Source organism: Listeria welshimeri serovar 6b str. SLCC5334, from assembly GCF_000060285.1.
GTDB lineage: Bacteria > Bacillota > Bacilli > Lactobacillales > Listeriaceae > Listeria > Listeria welshimeri.
Genome location: NC_008555.1, coordinates 889488 through 907188 on the forward strand (window position 1 = coordinate 889488; position 17701 = coordinate 907188).

General features: G+C 36.9%; 18 protein-coding genes. 17 read left to right on the plus strand and 1 reads right to left on the minus strand.

Translation table 11 applies throughout. From position 1 onward, the window contains the following. The 6 genes from LWE_RS04355 to LWE_RS04380 all read left to right on the plus strand — a co-directional run bounded on the left by LWE_RS04355 (position 1) and on the right by LWE_RS04380 (position 8291). A complete protein-coding gene (locus tag LWE_RS04355) occupies positions 1–915 on the plus strand; it encodes an MTP-1 family protein (protein ID WP_011701692.1) in 915 nt (304 codons plus the stop codon). A 21-nt stretch (positions 916–936) separates the two neighbouring features. Next, positions 937–2004 carry a BtaManbiosPhlase gene (locus LWE_RS04360; RefSeq protein ID WP_011701693.1) on the plus strand — a complete coding sequence of 356 codons (1068 nt, stop codon included), beginning with the start codon at positions 937–939 and terminating at the stop codon, positions 2002–2004. After that, positions 2001–3674 (plus strand): phospho-sugar mutase, encoded by a 1674-nt coding sequence (locus LWE_RS04365; protein ID WP_011701694.1) that lies wholly within the window; start codon positions 2001–2003, stop codon positions 3672–3674. Before LWE_RS04360 ends, LWE_RS04365 begins: the two co-directional genes overlap by 4 nt. 460 nt (positions 3675–4134) lie before the next feature. Next, a complete protein-coding gene (gene cshA / locus LWE_RS04370) occupies positions 4135–5691 on the plus strand; it encodes a degradosome RNA helicase CshA (protein ID WP_011701695.1) in 1557 nt (518 codons plus the stop codon). A 148-nt stretch (positions 5692–5839) separates the two neighbouring features. Then, entirely contained in the window at positions 5840–6328 is a 489-nt protein-coding gene (locus LWE_RS04375) for a QueT transporter family protein (protein WP_011701696.1), read from the plus strand. Between the two features lie 559 nt (positions 6329–6887). Further along, positions 6888–8291: a collagen binding domain-containing protein gene (locus tag LWE_RS04380; RefSeq protein WP_011701698.1), complete on the plus strand. Its 1404-nt coding sequence runs from the start codon at positions 6888–6890 to the stop codon at positions 8289–8291. 38 nt (positions 8292–8329) lie between these two features. Here the strand turns inward: LWE_RS04380 and LWE_RS04385 are convergent, their stop codons facing one another. Beyond that, positions 8330–8806 carry a hypothetical protein gene (locus tag LWE_RS04385; RefSeq protein WP_011701699.1) on the minus strand — a complete coding sequence of 159 codons (477 nt, stop codon included), beginning with the start codon at positions 8804–8806 and terminating at the stop codon, positions 8330–8332. Positions 8807–8938: 132 nt separating this feature from the next. Between LWE_RS04385 and LWE_RS04390 the strand changes: the two genes are divergently transcribed. From LWE_RS04390 to LWE_RS04440, 11 genes are all read left to right on the plus strand, one after another. Beyond that, complete coding sequence (locus tag LWE_RS04390) at positions 8939–9421, plus strand: PH domain-containing protein (RefSeq protein ID WP_011701700.1); 483 nt, start codon at positions 8939–8941, stop codon at positions 9419–9421. Then, on the plus strand, positions 9414–10895 hold the full coding sequence (locus LWE_RS04395) for a PH domain-containing protein (protein WP_011701701.1): 1482 nt from the start codon (positions 9414–9416) through the stop codon (positions 10893–10895). Before LWE_RS04390 ends, LWE_RS04395 begins: the two co-directional genes overlap by 8 nt. Before the next feature lie 148 nt (positions 10896–11043). Then, the gene (gene hemG / locus LWE_RS04400) at positions 11044–12432 is read left to right on the plus strand and encodes a protoporphyrinogen oxidase (RefSeq protein ID WP_011701702.1); all 1389 of its coding nucleotides are present in this window, start codon (positions 11044–11046) and stop codon (positions 12430–12432) included. Then, positions 12425–12781, plus strand: a complete 357-nt coding sequence (gene acpS / locus LWE_RS04405; RefSeq protein WP_011701703.1) for a holo-ACP synthase — start codon at positions 12425–12427, stop codon at positions 12779–12781. Before hemG ends, acpS begins: the two co-directional genes overlap by 8 nt. Positions 12782–12799: 18 nt before the next feature. Further along, complete coding sequence (gene alr, locus LWE_RS04410) at positions 12800–13906, plus strand: alanine racemase (RefSeq protein WP_011701704.1); 1107 nt, start codon at positions 12800–12802, stop codon at positions 13904–13906. 205 nt (positions 13907–14111) lie between these two features. Beyond that, a complete protein-coding gene (locus tag LWE_RS04415) occupies positions 14112–14390 on the plus strand; it encodes a CopG family ribbon-helix-helix protein (RefSeq protein ID WP_003766128.1) in 279 nt (92 codons plus the stop codon). Between the two features lie 3 nt (positions 14391–14393). Further along, on the plus strand, positions 14394–14741 hold the full coding sequence (locus tag LWE_RS04420) for a type II toxin-antitoxin system PemK/MazF family toxin (RefSeq protein ID WP_031695189.1): 348 nt from the start codon (positions 14394–14396) through the stop codon (positions 14739–14741). A 247-nt stretch (positions 14742–14988) separates the two neighbouring features. Beyond that, entirely contained in the window at positions 14989–15825 is an 837-nt protein-coding gene (locus LWE_RS04425) for an RsbT co-antagonist protein RsbRA (RefSeq protein WP_011701705.1), read from the plus strand. Between the two features lie 5 nt (positions 15826–15830). Then, positions 15831–16187 (plus strand): STAS domain-containing protein, encoded by a 357-nt coding sequence (locus tag LWE_RS04430; RefSeq protein ID WP_003721457.1) that lies wholly within the window; start codon positions 15831–15833, stop codon positions 16185–16187. Between the two features lie 2 nt (positions 16188–16189). Beyond that, on the plus strand, positions 16190–16600 hold the full coding sequence (locus tag LWE_RS04435; RefSeq protein ID WP_011701706.1) for an anti-sigma regulatory factor: 411 nt from the start codon (positions 16190–16192) through the stop codon (positions 16598–16600). A gap of 16 nt (positions 16601–16616) precedes the next feature. Then, positions 16617–17621: a PP2C family protein-serine/threonine phosphatase gene (locus LWE_RS04440; protein WP_011701707.1), complete on the plus strand. Its 1005-nt coding sequence runs from the start codon at positions 16617–16619 to the stop codon at positions 17619–17621. Positions 17622–17701 lie beyond the last annotated feature (80 nt).

The following is a 17701-nucleotide window of genomic DNA, read 5'->3' on the forward strand; positions in this document are numbered from 1 at the left end:
ATGAAATCAATAGAAACTTTATTGCAAACATTTCGCGAACATACGATAGCGAACGGGACACGTATTCAGTTAAATGGTGCTGGGGAAAAAGATGTATATAACATTACCGCACCTTTTACTTGGCTCGGCAAAGAATATATTGCAGGACGAGTGGAATCTCGAGATAGTGAACTTTCAGAAGTGCGATTTTTTGAGAATGTAACAATTGATACGTACCAATTAGTCGAGAATTCCACAGTGTTATCCCTCCAAGACCCGTTTGTAACCTTTGTGCAAGGGGAGCTTATTATTGGCGGTGTGGAGGTTTTTCCAAAAGAATCTGACCCGGCAAAATTAGATTGGAGAACCAATTTATATCGTGCGACCTCTCTTACTGACTTCGAACAAATACTTGTTGGTCCAATCGGAATGAAAGATTTACGCATCAAAGAGTTGCCGGATGGACGTATTCTAGTATTAACAAGGCCTCAAGGGGAAAAAGGAGGACGCGGGAAAATTGGTGCAATCGTCATCCATTCATTAGCCGATTTAACTTTAGAGAAAATAGAAACAGCACCTCTTCTGAAACGAAATTTTTCAGGGGATGAATGGGGTGGCGGAAACGAAATTCATTTGTTAGACGAAGGTAGAGTAGGAGTTCTCGGCCATATTGCTTGTTTTGATGAAGCTTCCGACCGTCATTATTACGCCTTTGCTTTTCAACTAAATGAAGACTTTACGCAAATTGAGCAAGAAAAAATAATAGCTGAACGTGCGAATTTTGCTCCAAGTGAACCGAAAAGACCAGATTTAGCAGATGTTGTCTTTAGCGGCGGTTTAATCAGAAATTCAGACGGAACGGCTACGCTTTATGCAGGGATTGGCGATTCAGATGCACAAAAAATAACTATTTTAGATCCATTTAAAAATAACTAATAGTAGGAGTTTTGACTAAAAATGAACATTTATCGTTATGAAGAAAATCCATTAATTACACCGCTTGACGTAAAACCAATACATGAAGGATTTGAAGTGATTGGTGCGTTTAACGGAGGTGTTGCTGAGTATAATGGAGAAGTACTTTTACTTCTTCGTGTGGCAGAAAAACCTATAAGTGAGGATCCAGAAGTGGTACTTGCTCCAGTTTATAATGCAGAAAGTAAAGTATTAGAACTCAAACAATTTCGATTAGATGATGAAAATTATGATTTTGAAGATCCGCGAATGATTCGTAATAAAGCAAAATTAGAAGGGTTTTCGTATTTGACTTCCCTTTCTTATATTCGAATTGCACGTAGTAAAGATGGGCGCCATTTTACTTTAGATGAAAAACCATTTTTATATCCGTTTAATGAATATCAAACATTTGGGATTGAAGATGCTCGTGTAACGCAAATTGGTGATACATATCATGTGAATTTCAGTGCGGTTTCTGAGTTTGGTGTAGCAGACGCGTTAGTCACAACAAAAGACTTTGAAAAATTGGAGTATCAAGGAAATATTTTTGCTCCTGAAAATAAAGATGTGCTTATTTTCCCAGAAAAAATCAATGGAAAATACTATGCACTTCATCGTCCGAGTTTGAAAAGTATTGGAAACTTAGATATTTGGATTGCCTCTTCACCAGATTTGCGCAGTTTTGGAGATCATCGTCATTTGCTAGGTATTCGTCCGGGTGAATATGATAATGGCCGAGTAGGCGGCGGTTGTGTACCAATTAAAACAGAAGAAGGCTGGCTGGTTTTATATCACGGAGCAACAGTAGAAAACCGTTACGTAATGGGTGCAGCTTTACTTGATTTAAACGACCCAACGATTGTGTTAAAAAGAACGAAAACCCCTATTTTAGAACCAGAGGCTGATTATGAAAAAAATGGCTTCTTTGGTGATGTGGTTTTTGCTTGTGGAGCAATTCAAGAAGGGGACACGTTGCATATGTATTATGGCGTGGCAGATACTTCCATGGCGGGTTGTGATATGAAAATCAGCGAAATTTTACATCAGTTAGAAGTGGAAAATAAATGACTTGGCAAAACAATCTAAAAGCATGGCAAAATGCTGATCTACCCAAAAAGTGGCAAAACGAATTAAATCAAGTAGCAAATGAAAGAGAGCGATTTGATGGTTATTTAACGTTTGGAACAGGCGGAATGCGTGGTAAAATGGGTATTGGTTCGAAACGCATCAATCGTTACACCATTAGAAGAGTAGCAAGAGGGCTAGGGGAATATGTTGTTGCAAACGGAGGCAAAGAACAGGGCGTTGCAATTGCTTATGATTCTAGACATCAATCAAATGAGTTTGCCGCTGAAACAGCAAAAGTTTTGTCAGCATTAGGAATTAAGGTTTATTTATCTGATGCGATTCGTCCAACTCCTGCTTTATCTTTTTGTGTTCGAGAAAAAGCAGCTTTTGCGGGTGTTGTAATTACGGCCAGCCATAATCCTTCTATTTATAATGGATTTAAAGTTTATGATAAAAATGGTTGCCAAATCACACTTGGAGTAGCAGAGGAAATTGCTGGCTATTTAGCGGAAATAACGGATATTTTTAGTATACCAGTGTGTGAATTGCCAAATCTCCATGTAACTTCCAGGAGTAAAGAAATGGACGATGCTTATTTAAATGCTTTGACTAAAGTAGTGTCTCGTCCAGATTTACTAGCTGATTACGGGAATGAACTGGGGATTTGCTATACACCTCTCCATGGCGCTGGAAAAGAGCTTGTTATGCGAGGTCTTTTGAAAAATGGTTTTTCGAATATAACACTAATTTCAGAACAAAGTGAGCCAGATGGGGATTTTCCAACAGTGAGTTCACCTAATCCGGAAGAAGAAAACAGTTTTTCGTTAGCTAAAAAACAAGCGGAAAAAGTACAAGCTGATATTATTTTAGCGACCGATCCAGATGCGGACAGACTCGGAGTAGCTGTTTTAAATGACCAAAACGAGTATCAAATTTTAACAGGAAATCAGCTTGGAGCTTTACTTTTAGATTATATTTTAGCAGCAAAAGCGGATTTATCTAAAACAGATACGATGATTAATACGATTGTAACAGGGGATTTAGGTGGTAAAATAGCGCAGCATTTTGGTATTAATCATATTCAAACTCTTACTGGATTCAAATTTATTGGTGAAAAAATAGCCGAGATGGAAAATACAGAAGCTCATTTTATTTTTGGATATGAAGAAAGTTATGGGTATTTGATTGCACCTTTTGTTCGTGATAAAGATGCAGTTCAAGCGGCATTATTAACAGCTGAAATGGCTTTGTTTTATAAAAAAGAAGGAATAACCCTTTTAACAAAATTGAAAAAATTATATAAAGCATTTGGTTATCATAAAGAGCATCTCCACACAATAACACTTGAAGACAATAATGGTTTAGAAAAAATGAACCAAGTGTTAGATTCACTACGAAAAGAACCTGCTTTTTTAGCAGAAATAGTAGCTGTAGAAGACTTTTTTACGAGCGTGCGAACGAATCTTTTAACAAATGAAACAGTAAGCATTGAATTACCTAGAGAAAATGTATTGAAATTTTACTTGGCGGATGGATCTTGGTTTGCAATACGACCGTCGGGAACTGAACCAAAGTGTAAAATATATTTCCAAACCGTAGCTAAAACAGAAGAAAATGCAACAAAAGCAATGAATAATCTAAAAAAACAAGTATTAGTTAAATGGAAGTAATAAATAGCTGGAAATCATTTTGAATGGTTTTCAGCTATTTTTAAAAAATTCTAACCATAAAATAGCTAGAGACCCTTGATAAGCGTACATTTAGAAGGAAATAGCTTTTTTTATTCGATAATAACAAGGAAAGATAAGCTTTTGACATTGAAAAGAAATAGTTAGTGTGTTATGATGATAGATGGAAGTTTATTAGGTTTATATTTAGCCTAGTGATTAATGAGGGCTTTTTTATTTGATGCGTTAGAACTGCTATAATGGTAGAGAAAATTTCTGATGCCGTGAATCATTTTGCTTGGTGCGCCCAGGCTTTTCTATTGCAGAAAAATGAAAATGAAAGATAGCAGTTTTCATAAAAACAACTGCATATGAACAGACAAACAATCGTAATAAGCGTATTGTGATGAATTATAAAAGTAGCTCTCCTACCAAACTTTAAACAGGTAAAGGAGAAATGACATTGACAAAATTTTCGGAGTTCGGACTGGACGAAAAAATTGTAAAATCAGTAAATCGGATGGGGTTTGAAGAAGCAACACCAATCCAAGAAAAGACAATTCCATTAGGATTAGAAGGTAAAGACTTAATCGGACAAGCACAAACAGGTACTGGTAAAACAGCCGCTTTTGGTCTTCCAATGATTCACAAAATTGACCAAAAGAGTAATAACGTACAAGCTTTAATTATTGCTCCAACGCGTGAACTTGCAATTCAAGTTTCCGAAGAGCTTTATAAACTTAGCTATGACAAACATGTACGTGTGCTAGCGGTTTACGGTGGTAGTGATATCAGCCGTCAAATTCGTTCACTTAAGAAAAACCCACAAATCGTAGTTGGTACGCCAGGACGTATTTTGGATCATATTAACCGTCGCACACTCAAACTAGATCACGTGGAAACACTTGTACTAGATGAAGCAGACGAAATGCTAAACATGGGCTTCATTGATGATATCGAAACTATTCTAAAAGAAGTACCAGCAGAACGTCAAACATTACTATTTTCTGCAACGATGCCTGACCCGATTCGCCGTATTGGTGAACGTTTCATGCACAGCCCAGAACTTATTCGTATTAAAGCGAAAGAAATGACTGCACTATTAATCGAACAATTCTTCGTAAAAGTGCACGAAAAAGAAAAATTTGACGTATTATCTCGTTTATTAGACGTTCAAGCACCAGAACTAGCAATCGTTTTTGGTCGTACAAAACGTCGTGTAGACGAACTATCTCGCGCGCTTGATATGCGTGGTTACGTGGCTGAAGGTATCCACGGCGACTTAACGCAAGCAAAACGTATGAGTGTATTACGTAAATTTAAAGAAGGAAAAATTGATGTTCTAGTTGCAACAGATGTAGCAGCACGTGGACTTGATATTTCCGGCGTAACACATGTATATAACTATGATATTCCACAAGATCCAGAAAGCTATGTTCACCGTATTGGTCGTACTGGTCGTGCTGGTAAAGAAGGTATGGCGATTACATTCGTTCAACCTCGTGAAATGGGTTATTTACGTATTGTGGAAGAAACTACGAAAAAACGCATGCAACCACTTCAAGCTCCTACTTGGGACGAAGCATTTGCAGGTCAATTACGCGTAGCAACTGAAAAAATTCAAGAAGCAATTACAGAAGAAAACTTAGCTGACTACAAAACGTTTGCTAACCAACTTCTCGAAAAATACGATGCAACAGACATCGCAGCAGCAATGCTTAAAATGTTAGCTAAAGAACCAGATAAAACACCTGTCCATATTACAGAAGAACGTCCATTACCATCTCGTGGTGGCGGTGGCTACAAAGGTAAAAATGGTAAAGGCGGCAAAGGTGGCGGCTATCGCGGTGGAAGCGGCAAAGGCGGAAGCTACCGTGATCGTAACAACAGCGGAAAAGGTCGTCGTAGTGGCGGCGGTTCTGGTGGTGGAAGCGGTGCTGGCGGCAATCGTGATCGTCGCAGTGGTGGCGAACAACGTAGTGGCGGCAACAAAGGCAACTACTCACAAAAATCTAAATAAGATTAATAGACTAACGGCTATCTAGAGAGGTAGCCGTTTTTTTATATTTACATTAACTTCCAGATATGAGAAAATAGCATGTTGGCAAATTTTGTCACACGTGGTTCATTCATACCATCCCACGTAAAAAAACTAGGAGGAAATAATAATGAAAATGAAAATTTTGACGGTCAATGCAATTATTGCCGCACTGTATGTGGTACTTGGAATGGTTGTGGCACCAATTAGCTTTATGGCATTACAATTTAGATTACCAGAAATCTTTAATCATCTAATCGTTTTTAATAAAAAATACTTTTGGGGTATTATCATAGGTGTTTTTATTATGAATTTGTTCTTTTCTGGATTAGGGTGGATTGATTTGGTTTTTGGTGTGGGACAATCTGTTATATCGCTGTTAATTATGATTGGTATTTCTAAATATGTTAAAGGAATTATTCCGCGGATGATTATTAATACAATTCTTTTTTCCATAACAATGGTGTTTATCGCATGGGAATTATTTCTCGCTTTAGACTATCCATTCCTGGAAACATGGTTATTCGCTTCTGCAAGTGAACTTATTGTAATGGGAATCGGGATTCCATTGATGTATATATTAAATAAACGTTTGAATTTCCGTAAAATGATTGATTAAAAAACCGAAATTTTAATAAAGAAAAATAAATGACAGAGGTGTTTTTGGAACCTCTGTTTTTTTATAGATAGATTTAGAAAAATTAAATCCACCTGTATATATCACAACAGATGATGTGAAATGAGAAGTTGAAAGTGACAACCTTTTTGATTTCTTATGCTCTTTGGCTTGTTTTCAAGCAGTAATCTCCTTAAGAATATAGGGCGGATAGTTCTAGTTCATTAAATGAAAAGGAAGCGCAGAAAATCAGAAACATATATAAAAGAAAATCATTTTATCTTCATACATGGATGGGTATAGAATTTTTGGAAATACGGATGATTGTATTAATTCATAATGAAGAAGGCTATGATTTAGTATATGCATCAAGTTCACTCAATTATTGTGTGAGTTTTTTTGATCTTGCTTAAATGAATTTTATTGCTAGTAATTTCGGTTCTAAGATTATATGATTCACCTATCAATTCTCCTAGGACATTTTGTGAAATAAAGCGCAACGTTTGCCAATAGGACGTTTTGGGAATGTACATATAGATGTTTTAAGGGGGGAATGAAATAAATGAAAAAAAGGTGGCTAGTTTTCGCGATTATATTTTTTATTGTAAGCGGATTTTTCAGTCCAAAAGCAGAGGCTGCAACAGATTACGGGAGTAAATTTTTTACAAATGTAGCTTTGCAAAATCAAAACGGGGATATTGCAACGAACTTTAAAGAAAATAGTAAAGTGCGTGTTGCTTATGATTTTGTTATCACACAGCCAGTTGCAAGTGGAGAAACAATGACTTTAACTATTCCGGAACAGCTGAAATTAATTAATTTTGGTGGTTTTCCAGTGAATGACGCATCAGGAAATACTATTGCAAATGCCACCATTGATCCTGCAACAGGAACTATCACCTTAACTTTTACAGACTATGTCAATACACACACGGATCTAAGTGGTAGCTTGTTTTATAATGCCACTTTTAATAGTAAGAATATCCAGACGGATCAAGTGAATGCCATTTCATTCCCAGTGAATGATACAACACAAACATTTAATACGTATATTAGCAAAGTTTCGTCTGGTGGCGGGACAGGTTCACCCACAGTTGTTTTTAAGCAAGGTCGAATGGATGAGAAGGACACGAGCATTTTACATTGGACAGTTACATTAAATAATGCGTTAACACAAATTGATAATGCGATTTATACAGATACACTTGGATTAGGTCATAACCTCCTTGGAAATGCTACCATTAAATACCGAGATGCAACTAAAAAAGTAATATCTACAAGTGTACAACCAATTGCGCTAGATAGTAACCGCAATTTTGAATTAATAATTGGAACTCTTAATGATCAATCAGTAGTCATTACTTATGATACCAAAATTACCACCAAACAAAAAAGCTATACAAACAAAGCGACGTTATCTGGTGATAATTTGGAGGCGGTGTCTAGAAATGCCACTGTTAATGATTACGGGAGTGGCGGGCAAGGATCAGGAACCACACCACCTACGACACCATCAACGCCGCCAGTGAAAGAAGAACCGCCATTTGTCCCTGCTGATAAGCAACCAATTGAAAAAATTGTCGAAACTAACTTTGGACCTCTTGAAATTGTCAAAGATTCTGAACAGGACGGCAAAATAAAAGTCATCTATGAAGTGAAAAAAGGCGATACTTTGCCTGGAGTTGCTAAAAAATTCGATGTCACTGTTGCAAACATTAAAGACTGGAATAATCTAACATCGGATAATTTACAAACAGGACAAAAACTACAATTAACCATTGAAAAAACACTTTTATCAAAAATTACCGTACCAGCTGAGCAAAAAGTGACTAGTACAACGAGAATAGATGGGGTGGTAGAATCGACTAGCGTTTTGCCGCAAACCGGTGATACTAACCCACTAATTCCATTTGTAACTGGACTAAGTTTGATTGCACTTGGTTTTACATTCGCACGAAAAAGTTAAAAAAAGAAGCGCTTCTTTTCTTGAGCGCTTCTTTTCTATTATAAAAGATGTCCTTTTTTTCGATGTGTCAATGTTTGGTTATTTGAATGATCATGAAACGATTTGGATTTTTTGTTTGGTTTATCAGGAAGATTAATGGTAATGGTTTTACTTTCTGTTTTTCCATCGGATGTTGTCGCGGTAATAGTAACTAAATTATTCCCGGGTTTTAAATTTTCTATGGTAAACTGATGATTTTCCGTATTACCAGTAATTTTTTGAGTGTGATTATTCGTTTTAGCAATGACAGTCGCGGTTTCTTCTGTTTGGAACATTAATTCTGCGCTATTTTTTGTCATTTCTATATAAGGATTTTGAATGGAATAAGGAAGAAACATTTCCATTAATTCGCTCGTTGTTGCAGTTGTATAAGTGACTTCCGTTGCTTCTTTTTGCGCATGAGCAATTTCTGGAAGCCAATTGAGTGTTAGCGATATAAGCGCCACTATTAATAGAATATAACCTTTTTTCTTCATCATTCTCACCTCTTCTTTTTATATTATAAAAAAGAAATATGAACAAACTATGAATAAAATATGATTGTTTTTAAAATACGCTTTTCATTTAGCATTTTATAACGTAAGATAAAAAGAAAAAGGAGTAGATCAATGGAACTTCAAAATTTAGAAAAGAAATTACCAGAAAAAATTAAAACAGTCTGGCGGCAAACAGAAGGAATTGCTGTTTTTGTTTTTCTACTTTGTTCGATTGCAGCAGCGATTATTTTGTATTACGCTGGGGCTTCGGTATGGTGGAGCGCTATTGGGTTTGGATTTACTATTTTATACGCCGCTTTTATTTATTTGTTCATTATTCCATTTCGTTTTGCACGCTGGAGTTATCAAATTAAACCGGACGAAATGGAAATTCAACATGGTATTATTTTTAGAAGTCGTGTTTTAATTCCCATGATTCGCATTCAGCATGTAGAAACAGAGCAAGGCCCACTTCTTAGAAAACAAAAATTAGTGTCTTTATCAATTACTACAGCTGCAAAGACGCATAAAATTGAAGCAGTAAACGCGGCAGAGTCAGATGAGCTTAGACATCATATCCTTGAACTTGTGAAGGTGGCGAAAGAAGATGTTTGAAGAAAGACGCCTTCATCCAATTGCGCTGATTAAAGAAATTATCACAAATATAAGACGTAATATTGTTCCAATCGTAGTTGGTTTGTTTTCTGTATTTCGCGCAATTAATAGCAGAGGTTACTTACCAAACTGGGCTGTATACCTTATCATTGTTATTGTTGTACTGCTCGTTTTAACTCCCGCGGTTTTAAAGTACATTACATATAAATACACACTCGAAGATCAAGGGATTCGTATTAAATATGGTTTGATTTTCAGAAAAAACACTTACATACCTTATGAACGCATTCAAACTGTTCAAAAGAAACAATGGTTTTTCTTTATTCCATTTAATGTCTGCCAAGTTTTAATTGAAACAGCTGGCGGAAATGGAAAAGCAGAAGCCGATTTAGTCGCAGTTCCAGTTGGCGTAGTGGATGAGTTGAAAGATTTACGTGATGGCAAAAAAGCGGCAATTCAAGAAGTCACGCCAGAAACTGAAGAAAAAGAAGTAGCAGAAGCAGAGGTAGAAGCGCCAGAAAAAACAGTGGTGTTACAAACAAAACAACTTATTTTAATGGCAGTAACATCAGGTGGCGTTTTCGGTACACTTTTAATCGTTCTTGCTTTTATGCAACAATTCCGGGATGTTATTCCAACAGACTGGATGGAAACGCAAGCAGAACAACTGTGGAAAATGGGCATTATTGTGTTTATCATTTTGATTATCTTATTACTTTTAGTTTTATGGGGAATCTCCATTGTGACAACGCTTTTCAAATATTTCCAATTCAAACTAATGAAATATCCCCATTCGCTTGTCATCGAAAAAGGACTATTAGAACGGAACCATACGACGATTTCACTTGCTCGTATCCAAGGCATTACCATTATTGAATCACCATTACGACAAATGCTCGGTTTAGTAGCGGTCAAAGTAATTACAGCTGGCAATTCAGGCGATGAAAAACAATCGGGAGACATCTTACTTTTACCAATTATGAAAAAAGATTTAGCTTTAAAAACATTAAAAGAAATGCTACCAAATTACGTATTTGAAATTGAAGAAATGGAACGTGCTCCAAAATCAAGTTTGCGCAGATTTTTGCGAATTTACTTAATCTGGACTATCATTCCAGCCCTTGTAGCAAGTATAATGTTCTTCCCACTGGGTCTGGTAAGTTTCATTTTACCAATTTTAGCTGGAATAAAAGCCATCTCTAGCTACCGAGCAACTGGTCTTTTCACTCATAAACACACACTGCTCGTTCAATCGCGACCATTTATTTCAAAGTTAACTCACATTATCCGTAAAGAACGAATTCAAGGCTTAAGTATAAGACAAAGCATTTGGATGGAAAAAGGGACATCACGACATTTAAATGTGTGGCTCAAATCAGGAAGTACGAGCACGGAGGCATTTGTTCGTTATATAAATAAAGATCAAGCTATCACGATTCATAATTGGTACAGCCCATCAAAAACGAATAATTAATAAACGGAACATTCGAATCTTAAAAAACTGCGCACGTTAGCATGGTTTTTAAGAAGCGGGTGTTCTTTTATTTTTTGTTCAATTAAGCAGAAATCTGGTAAAATAGATAGAATAAACAAAGCATAAGCTAGAGAGGATTGGTTAAGTAGTGAAACATATAGTTATTATCGGAGGCGGCTTATCAGGGCTTGCAGCAGCGTATGAACTACAAAAAACACATCCGAATTATACGTGGGAATTAGTAGAAAAAGACGAGAAATTAGGCGGGAAATTTGAAACTGTTAAACGAGATGGATTTTTAATTGAAAAAGGTCCAGATTCCTTTTTAGCTAGAAAACCTGCTGGTGTGGGTCTTGTGAAGGATTTAGGATTAGATGATAAATTGATTGCGAATGCCACTGGAAGATCCTATATTTATCATGAAAAAGCACTCCACCCAATTCCAGAAGGTTCTGTGATGGGGATTCCGACAAACAAACAAGCGCTTCTAGCAACGACGCTAGTTTCGGAAATAGGAAAAGCGCGCGCACTTCAAGAACCAACCATTCAACCAAATAATAAAGAAACGGATCAAGCACTTGGGGATTTTTTTGAGGCTAGATTTGGAAAAGAATTAGTAAAAACAATTATCGAACCGCTGTTATCAGGTATTTATGCAGGTGATATTTATAAAATGAGCTTGCGTGCTACATTTCCACAATTTGAACAGACTGTCAAAAAATATGGAAATCTAATGGATGGACTGAAAGAAAGCAATATGCAAACTACTGGTACTAAAGCGACAATTGGTGCTTTTAGAACATTAGAAGGCGGACTTGATACTTTGCCAAAAGCAATTGCAGATGCACTACCAGCAGAAAACTTGTATACAAAAAAACAAGCAACGAACATCGTGAAAAAGAATGGCACGTATGAAATTTCTTTTGCAGATGGAGATAAAAAGGAAGCAGATGGCATTATTATTGCAGCCACACATGATGCGCTCATTCATTTATTAAAGGAAACAACGACAGAACCTTTTGCAGGACAGCCTTTGACAACACTTGCGACGGTTTCGTTAGCATACAATGAAGTAGATGTACCCGTTTTACCAGATGGGACAGGTTATTTAGTTGCAAGGACAGCCCCATATAAAACAACTGCTTGTACTTGGGTGCAAAAAAAATGGCCGCATATGGTTCCAGAAAATAAAATGTTATTACGTGGTTTTGTGGGGAAAGCAGGAGAATCTTGGTTAGAAGAGGCAAGTGATGAAGCTATCGTTACTGCTGTTTTAAAAGATTATGCGGAAATTATGGATCTTCATGCTGCGCCACTTTTTTATGAAGTGAGTCGAATGAAGTCCGCCATGCCGCAATATTTAACGGGTCATCAAAACCGTTTAAATCAATTAAAAAAGAATATGAAAGCAGATTATCCAGGGGTTTATTTTGCAGGTATGAGTTATGAAGGCGTCGGTATTCCCGATTGTATTGCTGGAGCGCAAACTGCGGTTACTGAGCTCACAGATATTTTAGAAGAGGTGTCAAATGATTAAAGGAATTGGACTAGATATGATTGACTTAGAGCGTGTAAAACAAGTACTAGAAAAAAATCCGCGTTTTATTGAAAGAGTCCTTACTGAAAAAGAAATTAAGCAATTTGAAAAATATGAAGGAAGCCGCAAAATTGAGTTTTTGGCTGGACGCTTTGCAGCGAAAGAAGCGTATGCGAAAGCAAATGGAACTGGTTTTGGGAAACATTTAAGTTTTACAGATGTGGAAATTTTGCAAGTGGAAGATGGACGACCACATGTGACAATGCCGATAAAATCAGGGGAAACGGTTTTTGTGAGCATCACGCATACAGCCAGATCAGCCGCAGCCCAAGTGATAATTGAAATATAGAAAGGAAAGTGAATGATTATGGTGACAGGCTGGCATCGTCCGACATGGATTGAAATAGACCGTGAAGCAATTCGCGCAAATATAAAAAATGAGCAACATCGTTTACCAGAAAATGTGGCGTTATGGGCAGTTGTAAAAGCCAATGCGTATGGTCATGGTATTATCGAAACCGCAAAGACAGCAAAAGAAGCAGGAGCCAAAGGTTTCTGTGTGGCTATTCTTGACGAAGCACTGGCACTTAGAGAAGCTGGATTTCGGAATGATTTTATTCTCGTCTTAGGTGCAACGCGACAAGAAGACGCAAATCTCGCAGCAAAAAACAATATTTCACTCACTGTTTTTAGAGAAGATTGGCTTCATAACCTTACACTAGAAGCGCCACTTCGAATCCATTTAAAAGTGGATAGTGGTATGGGACGACTTGGTATTCGTAGCACAGAAGAAGCAAAACAAATAGAAGCCAGAATAGCTTTAGATCACCAATTGATTTTAGAAGGAATCTATACACATTTTGCGACAGCAGACCAATTAGAAACTAGTTATTTCGAACAACAATTAGATAAATTCACTACTATTTTAACTAGCTTTGAATCACGTCCGACATTTGTTCATACTGCCAATTCAGCGGCTTCTTTATTACAACCACAAATGGACTTTGATGCAGTACGCTTTGGGATTTCAATGTATGGTTTAACGCCTTCTCTTGAAATAAAGAATAGTTTGCCATTCGAGCTCAAACCTGCACTTGCACTTTATACGGAAATGGTTCATGTGAAAGAACTTGCGCCAGGTGATAGTGTTAGCTACGGCGCGACCTATACAGCAACTGAAAAAGAGTGGGTAGCGACTTTGCCGATTGGCTATGCGGATGGGTTAATTCGTCACTATAGCGGATATCATGTGTTAGTGGACGGAGAACTTGCTCCAATCATCGGAAGGGTCTGCATGGACCAAACAATTATAAAACTTCCTCGTGAATTTCAAACTGGTTCAAAAGTAACGATAATTGGCACGGATCACGGAAATACAATAACAGCAGACGACGCCGCTGATTACTTAGGTACAATTAATTACGAAGTTACCTGCTTGTTATCTGACCGCATACCAAGGAAATACATCAATTAGAAGCTAATATTCGTGCTTTTTTTAAGAGAAGCGTTTATAATCTAACATATGAAACTTTATAGCTATATATAGGACTTAAGGGAGCGCTATAACTAAAACTGTAACATTCTTAACAATTATTTGTGAAATAACTCTTTTCTTCAAGGCGTGATAATGGTACGATATAGTTGTTACTTACAGGTACGAGGCTTTGGGGGTGTGACACGTGTTAGAGAAAGAAAAACGGACAATAATATCCGTAGAACTGACACAGGAAATGGTACAGGAACTCGACGTAGTTGTAGAAAAAGAAAAAATGGGGCGGAGTGAAGTTATAATGGAAGCAACGCAACAGTTTTTGCAAGAGAAAAGGGCTCGTGAACTTAGAGACGAGATGGAACGCGGCTATGCAGAAATGGCAACAATTAATTTTGCTATTGCATGCGAGTGTACCCATGTCGAAGCAGAAGCAGAAGATAGGAATATTAGTATTTTAGGAGGTTAATGGCTGATGGTGAAGCGTGGTGACGTATACTACGCGGACCTTTCCCCCGTGGTCGGGAGCGAGCAAGGGGGAATAAGGCCTGTTCTCATCATACAGAACGATATTGGTAATAGATTCAGTCCAACTGTGATTGTGGCAGCAATAACCGCAAAAATTCAAAAAGCGAAGTTGCCAACACACGTGGAAGCTACTCGTAAAGATGGCTTTGAGAGAGATTCTGTCATTCTTTTAGAACAAATTAGAACGATTGACAAACAACGCCTGACAGATAAAATTACACATTTGGACGAGGAACTAATGGCCAAGGTAAATAAGGCGCTTGAAGTCAGCCTAGGAGTAGTAGAATTTTAATCCATCCTAAAAAATAACATAAAATGATGAATGCAGGACAAAAGGGTCTGACGTAAAAAGATACTTAATACATAATGAAAAAATTAACTACAATGGCTAACAGAAAGGACATCAGAAACCTACAAACACGCGTATAAACATATTCGCTAAATTTGTTTCTAATGTCTTTTTTTGAAAAGTAGTTAATCCAATTACAGAAAAAAAGAGAAAATTTTGTTACTAGTGGAGAAAGGTTGGAAAATAACTGATGTATAAAGATTTTGCAAACTTCATCCGTACAAATAAAACAGACCTACTAAATAACTGGATGAATGAAATGGAGAAACAAACAGATCAACTTATAAATGATATTGCTAAAGAACCAATGTATGAAGAAACTAGCATTGAATTTGTTGATTTAATCGTACTTAACATCACAGATACTGACTCTAAATTTAACGAGAAACTAGATGATTTTGCAGAAAAAGTGGTCCACTTAGGTTGGCCAATTCATTTTGTCACCACAGGCCTACGTGTTTTCGGGCTTTTAGTATATACAGCAATGAGAGATGAAGATTTATTCTTAAAAAGAGAAGAAAAACCAGAAGATGATGCCTATTATCGCTTTGAAACATGGCTTTCCTCTATGTATAACAAAGTGGTCACTGCCTACGCAGATACGTGGGAAAAGACAGTTTCTATCCAAAAAATCGCTTTACAGGAATTATCAGCACCACTGTTACCAATATTTGAAAAAATTTCTGTAATGCCTTTAATTGGAACGATTGACACAGAAAGAGCTAAGTTAATCATAGAAAACTTACTAATAGGTGTAGTAAAAAATCGGTCAGAAGTGGTTTTGATTGATATTACGGGAGTTCCTGTAGTTGATACAATGGTTGCGCATCATATTATTCAAGCTTCAGAAGCAGTGAGACTTGTTGGTTGTCAAGCAATGCTTGTAGGAATTAGACCAGAAATAGCGCAAACCATCGTTAACTTAGGAATAGAATTAGATCAAATTATCACGACCAACACGATGAAAAAAGGCATGGAGCGTGCGCTAGCCTTGACGAACAGAGAGATAGTAGAAAAAGAGGGGTGAATACTGTGGGGATACCAATCTTAAAGTTAGGTGAATGTTTATTAATTTCTATCCAGAGTGAATTAGATGATCATACTGCGGTAGAATTCCAAGAAGATTTACTTGCAAAGATTCATGAAACGTCGGCCAGAGGAGTAGTTATTGATATTACTTCCATCGATTTTATTGATTCATTTATTGCAAAAATTCTTGGAGATGTAGTAAGTATGTCTAAACTTATGGGTGCAAAAGTGGTTGTAACTGGGATACAGCCAGCAGTTGCTATTACACTAATTGAGCTCGGAATTACATTTAGTGGAGTGCTTTCGGCAATGGACCTTGAAAGCGGTCTGGAAAAACTTAAACAGGAATTGGGGGAATGAACATGACATTCCAATCCTGTGTAAAGATAATTAATGAGTGGGACATTGTGGCTGCAAGACAGCTTGGTAGAAAAATATCCAAAGAAATTGGTTTTGGAACAGTAGACCAAGCAAGAATTACTACAGCCATTAGTGAACTAGCAAGAAATATTTTCCTTTATGCTGGACGAGGAGAAATCTGCATTGAGAAGGTAAGTGAATCTGGTAAACAAGGTATGATTATTGTTGCCAAAGACAAAGGCCCGGGTATTGTAGACATTAGAAAAGTAATGCAAGACGGTTATACAACATCTGGTGGTCTTGGAGCAGGTCTCCCAGGAGTTAAACGTTTAATGGACAGTTTTGATATTGAATCCAGTATTGAAGGTGAATCAAAAGGAACGGTAATTACAACAACGAAGTGGGTTCGGTAAGGAGCGCTAGAAAAAAATGGAAAAAGCTTTTGAGGGAAAATACCGTGATATTCTAATTCAATATTTAGAACATCAAGATGAAGAACTTCTATATACTTGCGAAAAATTATCCAGAGAAGCTATGGAAGAGCGAGTATCACCAGAAGAAATTGTCCATTTGCATCGCTCAGTTCTTGAATTATATGGAAAAGACCTGCCGGATTTTGTACGGTTATCATTTGATGTTTTACTTGAAATAATGGTAGGATACGGACTGGCTTATATGGAACATCTTAGTTTAAGAACAGCACAAAAAGAATTACGAAGTGAAATTGCTCAAGCGGAAGATATGCAAAAAACAATGATGAAAACAGAAATGCCAGAACATAAAGGCCTGGATTTTGGTGTTATCAGTGTAGCAGCGAGGCAAATGAGCGGTGATTATTATAGCTTTACAGAAGAAGGCGACAAGCAAATTGGTATTGCTCTTGCGGATGTTATTGGGAAAGGTATTCCGGCTGCATTTAGTATCTCTATGATAAAATATGCTTTAGCTGGGATGACAGGTGATGATAGAAAACCTTCTGTCGTACTTGAAACTTTGAACCAAGTAGCCGAAGAAAACATTAACGATAATATGTTTATTACAATGTTTTATGGACTTTATCATGAAGATACACATTTGTTTGAATACGGCTCAGCTGGGCATGAACTAGGCTTATATTATCAACATAAAGAACAAAGTTTTTCTGATTTATATGCGAAAGGCTTACCATTAGGCGTTGATAAAAATGCAGTTTATCGTCAATTTGATAAGAAAATTGAAGTTGGGGATGCAATATTTATAATGTCCGATGGAGTAACTGAAACTAGGACAGCAGATGGTTTTATCGAACGAGAAGAGTTAACAGAAATTATCGCTGCCCATATTTCGTTATCTGCTGAAAAAATGGTACAAGCAATATACAATCAATTAGTTAAAATACAAAATTTTGAGTTACACGATGATTTTACACTTATTTGTATTAAACGAACTAAATAAGAAAAGTAAAGACGTACCTCATTCTTTAGAGAGCATTTACTGGTGAGTAAACGTATTTAAAGAAAGGAACGTTTTTATTT

Excerpts from the sequence above, each read along its gene's own strand:
- LWE_RS04365 (WP_011701694.1), top strand. The coding sequence starts at position 2,001 with ATGACTTGGCAAAACAATCTAAAAGCATGGCAAAATGCTGATCTACCC.
- LWE_RS04425 (WP_011701705.1), top strand. The coding sequence starts at position 14,989 with ATGTATAAAGATTTTGCAAACTTCATCCGTACAAATAAAACAGACCTA.
- LWE_RS04375 (WP_011701696.1), top strand. The coding sequence starts at position 5,840 with ATGAAAATGAAAATTTTGACGGTCAATGCAATTATTGCCGCACTGTAT.
- LWE_RS04380 (WP_011701698.1), top strand. The coding sequence starts at position 6,888 with ATGAAAAAAAGGTGGCTAGTTTTCGCGATTATATTTTTTATTGTAAGC.
- LWE_RS04360 (WP_011701693.1), top strand. The coding sequence starts at position 937 with ATGAACATTTATCGTTATGAAGAAAATCCATTAATTACACCGCTTGAC.
- LWE_RS04385 (WP_011701699.1), bottom strand. The coding sequence starts at position 8,806 with ATGAAGAAAAAAGGTTATATTCTATTAATAGTGGCGCTTATATCGCTA.
- LWE_RS04440 (WP_011701707.1), top strand. The coding sequence starts at position 16,617 with ATGGAAAAAGCTTTTGAGGGAAAATACCGTGATATTCTAATTCAATAT.
- LWE_RS04435 (WP_011701706.1), top strand. The coding sequence starts at position 16,190 with ATGACATTCCAATCCTGTGTAAAGATAATTAATGAGTGGGACATTGTG.
- acpS (WP_011701703.1), top strand. The coding sequence starts at position 12,425 with ATGATTAAAGGAATTGGACTAGATATGATTGACTTAGAGCGTGTAAAA.
- alr (WP_011701704.1), top strand. The coding sequence starts at position 12,800 with ATGGTGACAGGCTGGCATCGTCCGACATGGATTGAAATAGACCGTGAA.
- LWE_RS04390 (WP_011701700.1), top strand. The coding sequence starts at position 8,939 with ATGGAACTTCAAAATTTAGAAAAGAAATTACCAGAAAAAATTAAAACA.
- LWE_RS04395 (WP_011701701.1), top strand. The coding sequence starts at position 9,414 with ATGTTTGAAGAAAGACGCCTTCATCCAATTGCGCTGATTAAAGAAATT.
- LWE_RS04355 (WP_011701692.1), top strand. The coding sequence starts at position 1 with ATGAAATCAATAGAAACTTTATTGCAAACATTTCGCGAACATACGATA.